This is a genomic window from Streptomyces sp. AA4 (genome assembly GCF_000158875.1).
GTDB lineage: Bacteria > Actinomycetota > Actinomycetes > Mycobacteriales > Pseudonocardiaceae > Amycolatopsis.
In genome coordinates this window covers 11594-26138 of sequence record NZ_GG657748.1, presented here as the reverse complement: position 1 = coordinate 26138, position 14545 = coordinate 11594, and the positions used below count along the sequence as shown (strand labels likewise).

Annotated in this window: 8 protein-coding genes; all 8 read left to right on the top strand. The window is 71.1% G+C overall.

Going from position 1 to position 14545, the window contains the following annotated elements:
- Positions 1 to 41 precede the first annotated feature (41 nt).
- Positions 42 to 1598 (top strand): hypothetical protein, encoded by a 1557-nt coding sequence (locus tag SSMG_RS40425; RefSeq protein WP_009086065.1) that lies wholly within the window; start codon positions 42 to 44, stop codon positions 1596 to 1598.
- Positions 1598 to 3481, top strand: a complete 1884-nt coding sequence (locus tag SSMG_RS40420) for a type IV secretory system conjugative DNA transfer family protein (protein WP_009086064.1) — start codon at positions 1598 to 1600, stop codon at positions 3479 to 3481. The genes SSMG_RS40425 and SSMG_RS40420 overlap by 1 nt, the downstream gene beginning before the upstream one ends.
- Positions 3478 to 4239, top strand: coding sequence for a DUF4913 domain-containing protein (locus SSMG_RS42795; RefSeq protein WP_086025048.1), 762 nt, complete (start codon positions 3478 to 3480; stop codon positions 4237 to 4239). Before SSMG_RS40420 ends, SSMG_RS42795 begins: the two co-directional genes overlap by 4 nt.
- Entirely contained in the window at positions 4236 to 5714 is a 1479-nt protein-coding gene (locus SSMG_RS40410) for a hypothetical protein (RefSeq protein ID WP_037719157.1), read from the top strand. The genes SSMG_RS42795 and SSMG_RS40410 overlap by 4 nt, the downstream gene beginning before the upstream one ends.
- 34 nt (positions 5715 to 5748) lie before the next feature.
- Positions 5749 to 6705 carry a hypothetical protein gene (locus tag SSMG_RS42790; RefSeq protein WP_009086060.1) on the top strand — a complete coding sequence of 319 codons (957 nt, stop codon included), beginning with the start codon at positions 5749 to 5751 and terminating at the stop codon, positions 6703 to 6705.
- Positions 6706 to 6736: 31 nt separating this feature from the next.
- Positions 6737 to 7120 (top strand): hypothetical protein, encoded by a 384-nt coding sequence (locus SSMG_RS40395; RefSeq protein WP_009086058.1) that lies wholly within the window; start codon positions 6737 to 6739, stop codon positions 7118 to 7120.
- 104 nt (positions 7121 to 7224) lie between these two features.
- Positions 7225 to 7506 carry a hypothetical protein gene (locus SSMG_RS40390; protein ID WP_158688141.1) on the top strand — a complete coding sequence of 94 codons (282 nt, stop codon included), beginning with the start codon at positions 7225 to 7227 and terminating at the stop codon, positions 7504 to 7506.
- A gap of 95 nt (positions 7507 to 7601) precedes the next feature.
- The coding region (locus tag SSMG_RS42785; protein WP_050788540.1) for a DEAD/DEAH box helicase family protein at positions 7602 to 14545 on the top strand (6944 nt) is incomplete at its 3' end.

Here is a 14545-nt window from a genome sequence, read left to right as displayed (position 1 = left end):
TCGTTGCTGGACCAGCAGTTCACGCGATCAGGGGGAACGCGATGAATCTGTTCGGCCGGCGCACTGCACGCGCCGACACCGATCCCGACCACGCCGACGGCGGTCTCGTCATTCCGCAGACCGTCGCCGACGCCACGCTGCGCCATCAGCCCGAGCGCAGCGACCCGCTGGCCGAGCTGCGCGCACTGCCCGTTCCGCCCGCGCGCGGCTGGGCGGTGCCCCAGGGCGGACGCGACCACCACGTCGGCTCGGCCGCGCTGTGGCAGGGCACCACCACGCAGCTGGCCGGATTGTTCCCGTTCGTCGGCGGGTCCGGCGCGCGGGTGCGCGGCGTCCCGATCGGACACGACCTGCACACCCACGAGCCCATCGGGCTCCACCCCGGAGACTGGTTGAAAACAGGCCTCATTTCCAACACGGGGCTGTGGGTTCAAGCGCAGCCGGGAGTCGGAAAGAGCGCGTTCGCGAAACGGCTCGGGACCGGGCTGTGCGCGTTCGGCTGGATGATCTTCTGCCCGGCGGACGTGAAAGGGGAATACACGGCCCTGATCCGCCGCCTCGGCGGCACCGTGATCAAGATCGGCCGCGGGCACGACGCGATCAACCCGCTTGACCCCGGCCCGCTGGCCGCGCTGCTCGCGACCACCAGCGGCCGCGAACGCGACGCCCTGCGCGAATCCATCCGCGCCCGCCAGGCCAGCCTGCTGGAAGGCCTGCTGCTGCTGGAACTGGACCGCCACCCCACGCCGACCGAACGCAACCTGGTCTCCCGGGCGATCGACCTGGCCACCGACGCCGCCCCCGACAACCAGCCCACTATCCCGGAAGTCCGCGCGGTGCTGGACCAGGCGCCGCAGCAGCTGCTGGCCGCCGCGCGGATCGGCGAGAGTCGGGAACGCTACTTCGACCTGGTCCGCGAGGTCCTCTCCAGCTTCGACCTGCTCGTGGAAGGACCGCTGCGCGGCCTGTTCGACCGGCGCTCGACCGCGCGCCTGGACCCCGGGTCCCCGGCGACGTCGCTGGACATCTCCGTGCTGGACGAGGAAACCGACGAGGTCGTGGCGGCGGCGATGCTCTGCTCCTGGGCCTGGGGCGCGAGCATGATCGAGGCCCGCCAGACCGGGCACGGCCGCAACATCCTCTGGATCCAGGACGAGGCGTGGCGGGCGCTGCGCACCGGGTCCGGGCTGGTGGAGAAATCCGACCGGCTGACCCGGCTCAACAGGCACAAAGGCGTCGCCAGCGTCTATTTGACGCACTCCATGGACGACCTGGAAGCGCTGCCGTCCGAAGAGGACCGCGCCAAGGCCCGCGGCATCGCCGCCCGGTGCGCGATCCACGTCTACGGCGGGCTCCCGGCCTCGGAACTGCGCAGCCTGACGGTGTCGCTGTCCTCGCGCGAAGCCGACATGCTCTCCTCCTGGCAGTCGGCCGGCACCTGGGTTCCCGGGCAGCGCCACCCCGGACGCGGGCTCTACCTCGTCAAAGCGGGCGAACGCGCCGGGCTGCCGGTGCGGATGAACCTCACCCCGCGCGAACTCGAGCTCTACAACACGGATTCGGCGTTCGACGCCGCGCCCCGATCGGCGGCGGCGTGATGACCTCGCCCACCTCCCGCCGCCACGCCTCCGGCGCGACCCCGGTGCTGCCGTGGGTGATCGTCGGCCTGATCGGCTTCGTGTTCCTGCTCGGCGGCACGCTCTGGGTCGCCGCGCAGGCCGCCAGCGTCGCCGGGTTTCCCGTTCCCTCGCCCGGAACCTTCCCCAACGCGCTGCGCCGGGCGGGGCTGGCCGGTCTCATCGGCCCCGGTGGTTCCCCGTTCTGGTTCTGGACCGTCTTCGGCGCGCAGATGGCGCTGCTGCTCGCTGCCGCGATCACGGTCGCGGTCCTGGTCGCGAAACGGGGACGGCCGCGCGACGGGCACCGGGCGATGAACTCCGCCAAGGAATTCCGGGAACTGCAGCAGCCGGCCATGGCCAAACGCGCCCAGGGCCTGCGGCCCTCGCTCGCCGACGCCCGCCCGCGCGACCTCGCCCCCCGCCAGATCGGCGCGGCACTGGGCGATATCGGCGGCCGGACCGTCTACAAGAGCCACGAGGACGTCGAGCTGGTGATCTGCGGGCCCCGCAGCAACAAAACGAGCGCGAAAGTCGTCCCCGAGATCCTCAGCGCCCCCGGCACGGTGGTGGCCACCTCCAACAAGGGCGACGTGTGGGCGCTGACCCAGGGCTTGCGCGCCCTCGTCGGCGAGATCTACCTCTTCGACTGCAACCACATCACCTACCAGCCGCAGACGTTCTGGTGGAACCCGCTCGCCGGAGTGTCCGATGTGGAGTCCGCCTCGCGGATGGCGGCGTACTTCATGCGCGAGGTCGGCGGCGGCGCGGGCGGCGGCACCGACCGCGCCGACCCCTTCTTCACGCCCGCCGCCGAGAAAACCTTGCGGCAGATCCTGCTCGCCGCGGCGGTGTCGGGGCATTCGCTGCGCGACGTCGTGCACTGGGTCGCGACCCGTTCCGACGAACCCGCAGTGCAATTGGACCGGCACGGCTTCGGCGGGCAGGGCGATTCGCTGCGCGCCACGCTGGAATTGCCGCCGGAAACCCGGGGCGGCGTCTACGAAGGCGTCGCCACCGCCATTTCCTGTCTGGACTCCGAAGCGCTTCTGCGCTGGGTCACGCCGCCGCTGTCGTGGCAGGAAATACCCAAAGACCCTGGCCTGATCAGGGAATTGAACCTCTGGGACCTGATCACCCGGCCCGGGGACGCGCACCCGACGCTGTACCTGCTCACCCGCGAAGGACAAGGGTCGGGGCGCCCGATCGTCGCGGCCATGGTCGGCGAATTGTGCAACGTCGCATTCCGGGCCGCGGCCGCCAACGGCGGCCGCCTGGACCCTCCGATGACCCTGCAATTGGACGAGGCGGCCAACATCGTCAGAATCCCGGAATTGCCCGGCTGGTATTCGTGGTTCGGGTCGCAATCGATCATGGTCACCACCGTCCTGCAGTCCCGCGAGCAAGGACGCAGCGTGTGGGGCAAAGAGGGTTTCGACGCGCTGTGGAGCGCGGCCACGATCAAGACGATCGGGGCCGGAATCGCGGACCCGGATTTCGCCGAGGACCTGAGCCGCCTGGTCGGCGACCACAAGGTCGAGGAAACCTCCAACAGCTACTCCAGCGGCGGCCCCTCGACCTCGCGCCAGCTGCACACCGAACGCATCCTCACCGCCGCCGACATCGCCGCGATGCCGCGCACCAACGCCCTGCTCATCACCTCCGGGCGCCGCCCCGGCATGCTGCGGCTGCGGCCCTGGTACGCCGAACCCGACGGCGAGGAGAAACGCCAGCTCGTCGAACTGTCCAAAGAGGCCACCGCGCAGATCCAGCAGTCGGCCATCGAGTACCTCGGGCCCGACAACCCGGTCGCGAAATCGCTGCGGCCCCCGGACGCCGCCGCACCGACAGGGACACGGCCGTGACCGCCCCGCCCGCAGGGCCGGGGCCGGACTCCCCGGACGAACCCGCCTGGCCCGCCGACGACACCGAACCGGCGACCCTCGCGCACCTGGCCGCGCTGGAACAGCGCGTCCGGCGGTGGCTGCGCTCGCTGGAGACCGAGCAGTTCCAGGTCAGCGGCGAGGTCGTCCTGATGCGCAATGCCGTCGAGATGGCCAACAACGGCCTGGACAACCTCGAAGACGGCCTGGCCGACATGAGCTACCAGTTCAGCAACCTCTACGCGCAGATGCAGGCGGTGGCGTCAGCGCCTCCCGTCGGCCCCGCCGCCGCGGCCGACGACGGACCCGCCGCGCCCGCACCGGAAACCAGCGGCGGAGGGAAGGACGGCGCGGGCGCCGCAGCCCCCGTCGCGCGGCCGTCGCCGGGCGCGCTGCACGCCTGGGTGACCGTCCACATCGCATCGATGGTCCGCAAGACCACCACGACCGGCGAGGGCGGCGGCATCCGCTGGTGCCGCCAGTGGTGGCTGCACCACGACGCCGTCGAACGGTTCACCGCCCTGTACCTGGCCTTCGGCGAGTTGTCCGACTCGGACGAACCGTCCTGGCTCTCGGTCTACCTGCGCGACCACCTCGACCCGCACCTGGCCACGCTCACCAGCCCCTACGGGCCCTTCCACGCCTGCACCCCCAACCGGCACTCCGCCACCGTCGCCGAACTCGGCCACGACCCGGCGCCGCAGCCGGGCGCCGACCCCGCCACCGGGAGGACAGCATGACCGAACCCGAACAGCCGCCCGCGTTCCTGGGATTCGCCGGACGGCCCGTCCCCCCGCCACCGGAAACCTACGCCCACGACTACGACCCGGCGCCTGGCAAGCCCGACGGAGTCAAGACGCACTTCCGCGACATCGGGAACACCGACGGCGACTTCCTCGCCGACCAGATGACCCGGATGCACGGCGACCTGAAGTACCGGCCGTTCGACCTGGACGCCGAGATCGACCGCTACGACCCCCAGCAAACCTGGTCCGCCGGCATCGAGCCCGAAGACCACACCTGGCTCTACACCTCCGCGCTGATCGGCCGCCTCGCGCACCGCGCGGACCTGCTGCGCGAACTGCACCGGAACGACAGCGAACCGTCCCCGTTCCTCGACCCCGCGCAGCACGCGCCGGAACTGGCCCGGCTGCGCGAGCAGACCCGCGGCCTCTCCGCCCCGATGGACCTCGCCGACCGCTTCGACGACGTCGTCCGAAAACTCGCGGAGAAGACCGGTCGTCCGCTGCCGTGGCGGCTGGCAGAAGACGACCGGCGCCGGGAGTGGGCGGTGCGCGACCACGCGGCGCTGGAAGAGCTGACCGCCGCGATCGACCACTACCAACTCCACCTCGCCCTGCCCTGGCTGCATTCGGACAATCCCGCCGAGCAGAGCGCCGAACGCGACCGTCGCACCGCCCGCGTCGCCGCTCTCGACACCCAGAACCACATCCTCGCGGAATACCTCACCGCCGAGCGCGTACAGGTCGTGCTAGCGCTGCTGCCGGACTCCTCGACCCGCTGGAACCTCTACGCCGTAACGTCGCTCCCGGACCCGCCTGCTCCCGACAACCTCGTGTTCCGCCAACTGAGGGCTGCCGCCGACGAACTGCTCACCGCGCTCCTGCACCCCGCCGCGCGCGCCGACCGCGCGACCGTCGCGCCGCTGGCCGACCGGATCGCCGAACTCGTCCGGTACGACCCCGCTCTCGTGCGCGAACTGCCTCCGCTGCAGGCGGGCCTGGTCCGCAACGTCCACCTCGTCCAAGCCCGCGCGCGGGGCGAGTACGACCAGCCCGCCGCTCCCGCACCCGCGCCCGGACGCGACCAGGCCGCGCGGCCGGACGAGCAGCCGCGGCGCGGCGCTGCGCAGCAGGGCGCCGATCCGGTGCGCCGCGACGATGCCGCCCTCGATGCCTTCTTCGGAACCTTCCCGGAGATGCTGCCGGACGGGACGGTCCGGCATGTGTCCAGGCCATTGCCTCCCGACCGGCGCGAGGCAATGGTGGAAAGCCGACTGGCACAGGAATTCCTGCGCGGCGACGGCGCCGGCCCCGTCAGCTTCGTCGGGCCGCACGGCGGTTCGCGCGACGCCGCCGACCCGACGCACGCCCCGCGAGAACCGGTCAAGCCCGCGCGCGTCGCGCGGCCGGGCATCGCCGCGAGCCGCCACGGCGGACCCGCGCAACCGCCGGGCACGGGGCGGGCGCGATGACGACCGCACCGACGGGCCTGAAGGGGAGGACCGCATGACCCAGCCCGCCTACGAGGTGGCGTTCGAGGGATTCGCTGGCTGGCCTGTCTTTGAATACGCGGTCTGGCTGCGCAACCACGCGGAGTTTGCCGACGCCGGCATCGACGACTACTACTTCCGTCTCAACGGGACCTGGCACGCCGACTTCGCGACCGAGCAATTGCTGAGGATGCGAGACATCCCGGACTGGCGGCCATTCGACCCGCAGGCCGAAGTCCAGCGGTACAACCCTGAACCCAGACACGCGCAGGGCACAGAAGCCGAGTACGACCTCGCCCACTACACCTCGGCCTTCATCGACCGCCTTGCCCAGAAGGCCAAGCTGCTCCGCGACGTGCAACAGGGCCGCCCCAGCCCCGCACTCGACGTCGCCGAGGAACTGGACGCTCCCGACCGCGGCGAGCGGATCCGCGAGCACGCCGCCGTCCTCCCGGCCGCGGACGTGCAGGCCGTCGCCGACGAACTCGACGACCTCGCCCGCGCCCTCTCGCACAAGACCGGCGTGCGGCTGCCGCGGGCCCTGTCCGAGAACGACCGCGGCCGGGAGCAGGAGACACAGGACCGCGCGCACGGCGAGAACGACCGGCCCGCCCCGGTGACGCCCGGTGCCGACCTGGAACGCCGGCTCGATGCCGCCCTCGACGCCGTTTCCGGCCGCGCCGCGGAGACGCGCCCGAACGGAACGCTGCGATGGACGAGGCAGCCCCTTGCCGAGCACGCCCGCGCTGCTCTGCGCGGCGACGCGCTCGGCAACGACCGCGTCCGCAAAGCGCTCCTGCGCAGCCTCCCTTCCGACCGAGCCGACGCCCAGGACGCCGCCGCCCCGGATGCCGCCGGACCGGCCCAGGCCACGCAAGAACCGGCCAAGCCCGCGCGCGTCGCGCGGCCCGGCACCGCCGCCAGCCGCCACACCGGACCCGCGCACCCGCCAAGCACGGGCCGGGCGCGATGACGACCACGCCGACCGCTCCGGGGAGGACCGCATGACCCAGCCCGTCGACGAACCCGCCTTCATCGGATTCGCCCGCCAGCCCGTTCCCGTGCCCCCGCGAGAGGTGCTCGTGCACGACTCGCTGGCGGGCCAGTACGGCGAGACCGACCACTTCTTCCGCGACGTCGGCGCCGCCCACGCCGACGCGGTTCTCGCCGAACTGGCCGGCAGCAAGGAATCGCAACAAGCCTTCTGGCGGGACGAGCAACCGGCACCAGTCCAGCCCGGCGAGCAGGACACAGCACCCCGCGACGACGCCGAACCGCCGCGAGTCCGGGAAGAACGGGCCGCGCGGTCGCGCCTTGCCCGTCCCGGCACCGCCGGGACACGGCACCGCAACGCCCCGAGCCCTCCGGGCTCCGGGCGGATCCGATGACCACCGCGCCGGCGCGCTGCTGACCACGCGCGCGCCGCACAGCCAGAACGAACTCCGGGGGGACGACGTGAAGGAAACCGAAAAACAAGGCCACAATGGAGACCGTGACGATGAATCACTACGGGGCACAGACCCAGGAACACTGGAGGAAGCACCGGGCGGCGGAGTACGCCCAGATCGAGAACCCGACGAAGTTCTTCACGGATCTGGGCGATCGGATCGCCGCGGAGATCGAACGCCGGACGAACGAAGCGGAACAACAGCAGCAGGCGGGCCAGAGCACGGACTTCATGGCGAATCTGGCGAGCCTGAACAACGTCTCGACGACGGTGAGGGACGACGTGCTGCGCGAGATGGCGTTCACCGAGCCGGGCAGTCTGATTTAGAGCGGTTCCGGCCCCGGGGGCAGCAGGACTTCGCGCCCTCGGGGCAGAAAGCGCGGATCGCGGCGAACCTCGCCGCGATCCGCGTTCTCGCCCGCGTGCGCCACGAGGACCCGGACTTCGTCGCCGACGACGGGTCCGCAGGCCTGTCGCCCGACGACCGCGCGACTCTGGCGCGCTGGTCCGGGTGGGGCGCGGTCCCGCAGCTGTTCGACAGCGACGACTTCGCCGAGCAGCGCGCCGAACTGCGGCAGCTGCTCACCGACGAGGAATACGCGGCCGCGAGGCGCAGCACCCAGAACGCCCACTACACCGACGCGGCGCTGGTCTCGGCGATCTGGGACGGCATGGCGCGCCTGGGCTTTGCCGGGGGAGAGGTCCTCGAACCCGGCTGCGGCGCCGGGCATTTCATCGGCCTGGCACCGGATTCCGCCCGCATGCACGGCGTGGAACGCGAACCGGTCAGCGCCGCCATCGCGAACCTGCTTTACCCGCAGGCCGACATCACCGAAGGCTCGTTCGCCGACATCGACGCCGCCGAGGGCGCGTTCGACGTGGCGGTCGGGAATGTGCCCTTCGCCAAGGTGAAGCTGCGCGACGACAAGCACAATCCCGGCCGCCAGCACTCCATCCACAACCACTTCATCCTCAAATCCCTGCGCCTGACCCGGCCCGGCGGCATCGTCGCGGTGCTGACCTCCCGCTACACCATGGACGCGCGCAACCCCGCCGCCCGCGCGGAAATGGCGCTGCTGGCCGACCTGGTCGGCGCGGTCCGGCTGCCCACCGGCGCGCACCGCCGCGCCGCCGGGACCGAAGCCGTCACCGACCTGCTGATCCTGCGCCGCCGCGACGACGACGCCAAGCCCGACCCGGTCGTGCCGTTCTCGGCCTGGGAAAAAGCCCTGCCCGCCGCGGTCGGCGACAACGGCGAACACGTCGAGATCAACCAGTACTTCCTGGACAACCCGCAGAATGTCCTCGGCGAGTTCGCCCTGACCCATGGCATGTACAACGCCGAAGACCTGAAAGTCCGCGGCGACCTCGACGCGCTGCCGCAGCAGTTCGCGGCCGCCCTCGCCCGCATCGCCGACAACGCCGCCGACCGCGGCCTGGCGATGACGCCCCGCCGCGCAACCGTCCCGCGCCCGGCGACCGCGCTCCACATCGTCGACCCCCGGGCCGCCGAGTTCCAGGGATTCCTCACCGCGCTCCCGGACGGCGGCTTCACCCGGCGCATCGGATCCCAGGACACCCCGTTCGAGCCACCGAAGGGCCAGGCCGCCGAGCTGCGCTCCCTGCTCGGGGTGCGCGACGCGGCGATGGCGCTGCTGCGCGCGGAACGGGACTCGATCGACGACACCCCGCAGATCACGCACCTGCGCGAGCAGCTCAACACCGTCTACGACGCCTACGTCGCCGAATTCGGTCCGGTCAACCGGTTCACGGAGCGCCCGCAGCTGCGCCAGGGCTGGCACGTGTTCGGGGACTGGTGCGACCGCAACCACCACGACAAAGTCCCGGCCTCGCGCGACGCCGTGCTCGCGTACCTCACCGAACTGCGCGGCCACGGCCTCGGCCAGGACATCCTGCAACGCCACCTCGACGCGATCGTCAAGGGCCACGAAACCGCGTTCGGCAAAGCGGTGAAGAAGGCGGCGAAGCAGGAAGCCGTCAACCGCCGCCGCAACGATCCGGGGCTCGACAAAGCAGCGGTCGAACAGGCGCTGCTGGAGACGATGGAACCGGAAAGCCTGCTGGCTCTGGCCGGCATCGACGACCCGCGGCTGAGCGCACGCGTCGCGGCCGCAGGCCAGCAGATCGTCGACGGGGCACCGAAAACCACGCCCAAAGGCCTCGATCTCGACGCGCTCGGCCTGCGCACCACGATGATCATCCGCCCGCCGCAAGGCGAATTCCGCACCGACCCGTTCAGCAACGTCGCCCGGGCCCTGGAGAAGTTCGACCCGACCACGCAAACCGCCCGCAAGGCCAACATCTTCACCCGGCGGGTGGTCAACCCGCCGCGCCAGCGGCTCGGGGCCGACACCCCCGAAGAAGCGCTGTCGATCTGCCTGGACACCCACTCCCGGATCGACCTGCCCGAGATCGCCCGGCTGCTGGGACTGCCAGGGGAGGACGAGGCCCGCGCCGCCCTCGAAGGGCTGGTCTTCACCGACCCCGACACCGGCGAACCCGTGTGGAAACCGTTCTACCTCTCCGGCAACGTCCGCCAGAAGCTCACCCGGGCCCGCCTCGCCGCCGAGGACGACCCGGCCTTCGAGGCGAATGTCGCCGCGCTCGAACCGGTCATCCCCGAAGACCTCGGCCCCGAGGACATCGAAGTTCGGCTCGGCTCCTGGATCGGCCCCGAGTACGTGCGGGAGTTCCTCCAAGAACTGCTCGAAGACGAGAACGTCGAGGTCGAAAGCGTCGCCGGGCTGTGGCGGGTCGCCACCAACCGCTCCAAGCTGAGCAAACCGTCCCGCCTGGCGGCCGAGGAGATCTGGGCCGGCGGCGGACTGGACGCCTACGACCTCACCGAGCGGCTGCTCTACGGCGCCCCGATCCGCGTCATGAAGACGATCGAGGTCACCAACCCGGACGGGGAGGTCGTCGAAAAGGAGGTCCTCGACCCCGAGGCCACCGAAGAGGCCACCGACAAAGCCGTCGAGATCAACGACCGGTTCGCGGACTGGATCTGGGAGAAGAGCGAACGCGCCGAGCGCGTCATGCGGCTCTACAACGACGAGTTCAACGCCGAGATCCCCACCGATTTCTCCGGCATCGAACTGTCCCTTCCGGGCCTGTCCCAGGCTTTCACCCTGCGCGAGCACCAGAAGATCGCGGTCGCCCGGGTCGTCTACCAAGGCGGCACCGGACTGGTGCACGAGGTCGGCGCGGGCAAGACGCTCGAAATGATCGTCGGGGTCATGGAGCGCAAGCGCCGCGGGCTCGCGGACAAGCCCGTGATCGTCGTGCCCAACGACAGCATCGCCGAGCAGTTCACGCGCGAGTGGCTGCAGGCCTATCCGGAAGCCCGGCTGCTGACCGGATTGAGCGCCGATCTGGCCAATGACAAGAAAAAAGGCAAGGACGGGCGCGCCGATTTCGTCGCCCGGGTCGCCGCCGACGACTGGGACGCGGTGATCATGACGAAGGAGTCCTTCCAGCGGATCCCGCTGCCGCCCGAGATCCAGGAAAAGTTCCTCAGCGCCGAACTCGAGGACCTGCGCCAGGAAAAAGAAGCGCACGCCGACCTCATGAGCGACTCGATGACCAAACGCATCGAGTCCGCCATGGAAAACGCCGAACAGCGCTTGGAAAAGCGCCTTGCCGAGATCGACCGCGACACCGCCGGGATGACGTTCGTCGACGCCGGATTCGACTTCGTGGTCGTCGACGAAGCGCAGAACTACAAGAACGGCCTGGTCCTGTCCGCGATCCCGGACCTGGTGATCGAGGGAAGCAACCGCGCCATCGACCTGGACATGAAGCTGGGGCACTTGCAGGACCGGTTCGGCACCGCCCGGGTCGTCCTGGCCACCGCGACGCCCTGGACCGGGAAATACAGCGAGGTCTACCTGTGGCTGCGCCGCCTCGGCCACCGGCTGCCCCGGTTCGACGTGTGGGCCAGGACCTACGTCACCGTCGAGTCCTACATGGAGATGACCCCCGGCGGGACGCTCCGCTCGAAGAGCCGCACCCGCCGGCCCATCAACGAACCGGAACTGTGGCGGTCGCTGCGCCTGACCTCCGACATCAAGATGAAGCGGGACCTCAACCTCAAGGTGCCCCGCCTGCGCGACGGCCGCATCGAGGTCATCGAGGTCATCGCCTCGCCCCAGGCGCGCATCTTCACCCTCGACCTGGCCAGGCGGGAACGCATCCTGCACGGGCCGCCGACGAAGGGCACCGACAACCACCTGGTGATCGCCCACGACGGGCAGCTGGGCGCGCTCGACCTGCGCACGGTGGGCATCACCACCCCCGAACCGCAGAAGGTCGACGTCATCGCCGCCGACATCCACGCCGAATGGCACGCGGCCAAGGACAACGTGTACCTGCGCGAGGACGGCACCGAACATCCCGTGCGCGGCGGCCTCATCCTCGTGTTCTGCGACGAAAGCACCCCGAGCAAGCACTGGAACTTCTACGACGAACTGCGAACCCAGCTCCACGCACGCGGCCTTCCCGAAGGCAGCGTCCGCTACATTCACGAAGCCACCTCCCCGCAACGCAAAGCGGACATGCTCGCCGCCGGACGCGAGGGCGCGATCTCGGTCCTGGTCGGGTCCACGATGAAGATGGGCGCCGGGATCAACGTGCAGACGCGCGTGATCGGCGGCTACGAGATCACCGGCCACTGGCGGCCCGACATCACCGCGCAGGCCATCGGCCGCGCCGAACGCCAGGGAAACCTTAACGAGGAATACTTCTGGAAACGCGTGGTCCTCGCGCCCAGCATGGACGCCAAGAAATGGGAGATCACCGCCCAGAAGCAGGCGATGTTCGCGCCGCTGTACGCGAGTGTCCCGCCCGAGCGCACCCGCGAGATCCAGAACGACGAAGGCCAGAGCCTGGCCGACGTCATGGCCGCCGCGACCGGCGACCCCCGGTACAAGGAAAAGGCCGATCTCGACGTCGAGCGCAAGACCCTCAACCGGCAGCGCTCCAGCCACGGACGGACCCAGCAGGCGCTGAAACTGTCCATCACCCGCGGCACCGAACGCATCCCCCGGCTGCAGGCCCTCGCCGAACGCCAGGACGCGGTCGCCGAGCACCTCGTCAGCACCGACGGCGACAAGTTCGCGATGACGGTCGGCAAACGCACCTTCAGCAAACGCCCCGAAGCCGCCCAAGCCCTGCGCGACCTGCTGGCCGCGCGAATGGCCGCGGCCCCGCAGACCCGCGTCGCCACGGAAGCGCCGATCGGGTCGATCGGCGGATTCGAGATCACCGCCCGCTTCCGGCCGCTCGAACGCCGCGAACTCCGCATCCACGTCACCTTCCCCGCCGCGGACGAGAACACCCCGGGGTTCTACCTCGACCCCGCCGACCTGCCCGGCGGGATCGGCCTGGTCACCCGCCTGGAAAACCAGCTGAAAAACATCGCCGCCGCAGGCGAGAAGACCCGTCGCGACATCGCCGACGAACAAGCCGGCATCGAAAAAGCCCGCACCGCGGTGGGAAAGCCGTTCCCCGGAGAACAGCGGCTCGCCGAGGTGACGCGCCGCCGCGCGGAACTGATCACCCAGCTCAGCGAAGACGACGACGACGTCCGCGAACTCGACGAAGACCCGGACTCACCGGAAGCCCAAGCCCGCCGGGAACGCTCCGAAGCGCGCATGCGGGAATTCGCCAAGCTGTTCGACGACGCCGTCGACACCGCCCGGCTCCTCGGCCTCGCCAAAACCAAGGCCACGACATTCGGCTCCTGGTACCGCGAGATCGCCGGCCCGGTCGCGGCCGAACAGCGCCCGTCGATCGAGCAGTCCCTCGACGTGTGGCTCAGCATCGGCCAGCCCGGCTCACACGACCGGACCGTCCTCGCGCCCCAGGGCGCCGCCCCGCGCCCCGCCGCCGATCCCGTCGCGACCGGCGCCGACGGAACAGCGCAGGATCCGGCCGCGTCCGCCAGCGACGAGCAGCCGAGTCCGGCGGCGCAGCTGCAAGACCCGCACGCAGACCTCGACCTGCCCGCAGCGTCGCCCGCCGCCGCAGGACTGGCCGGAACGGCCGCCGCTTTCGGCCAGGACCGCCCCGATCGCTCGGTCGCCGAGTACGGGCCGAGCGACGACGAGGCCGGCCGGACCACGGCGCCAATCACGGCGGCGGCCGCGCTCGACGCGGCCGCGACAACAGAGGCGAGCGCGCCGGACGCGCCCTCCGGCCTGCCGGGCTTCGCGCGCGGCACCGCCGTGCTCGAATCGCTGCGCACCAACGACCTCGTTCGCCGGTGGACGCTGCTGGAGGCCGAGATCGCCGCCGCCGGCTACACCCACATCCGCCGTGCCCAGGCCGGGTCCGGGCGCGTCGACCACGACGCCCGGCAGGTCCTCACCGACGAGGAGACGCCCTTCGAACACGAACTGCGGTCGCTGGCCGCCCACGTCGAGACCCTGCGCGAAGACCTCAACCAGCCCGCGGCCTCCGACGCCGTCGCCGCGCTGATCGCCTCGGACGCCGCCCTCGACCCCGACCGCAGCGCCCTCCTGCGCCTGGTCGTCGAGAACGGCCCGCAAGGAACAGCGGCGCAGTTCATCGCGGAGCAGATCCAGCAAGCCGCCCTGCTCTACGCGATCGCCAGCGCCGCGGCAGGCGAGCCGGTCGCGCCGCTGCTGGCCCCGAACGGCGACCCGATCACCGGCGACGCCGGTCTCGCACCGTGGATCGGCTACAACCGTGCACCGCTGACCTGCGGCGACCTCGACATCGAACTGGTGCGATCCGAGACCGGCATCCACGGCGTCTTCACGCCCGGCGGCGGAAACCACGGGTCCTACCGGCTCCGGCTGCCTTCCAGCCCTCGCGGCGAGGGCCCGGTTTCCCTCGATGCCGTCATCGCGTCCCTCGCCGGCGCGGGGGAGAAGGCGGACGAGCACCGAGCCAGAGCGATCGGCGAGATGGCCCGGGCCCGGCCGCTCGCTCCCGCAGCGGCCGAGGACTCTGCGGGACGGGAAGCGCCCGTCAGCAGCGCGGAACCGGTTTCCCGCGAACCGGCCGAGCACGAGGAACATGCCGCGCAGGACACCCCCGCAACCGACCAGGCCGCCGCATCCGCCACGCCGGAGCAGGGCAGCACCGGCGCAGCCGGCGATTCCGGCCGGACCGCGCCGACGGAGCAGGCGGCGCCGCACGACGCGGAACCGCGGCACGAGGCCCCGACGGTCTCCGCCGCGCCGGTCGACGACAGCCGCGCCCCGGACACGGCGCCGGGGGCCGGGCTCCCGGCCGATCACGAGCCCGCCGCGGGCGCGCAACCGCACGCCCCCGACACGGAGCCGGAGAAGGAGGCAGACCAGGATCCTGCTGTTCCCGA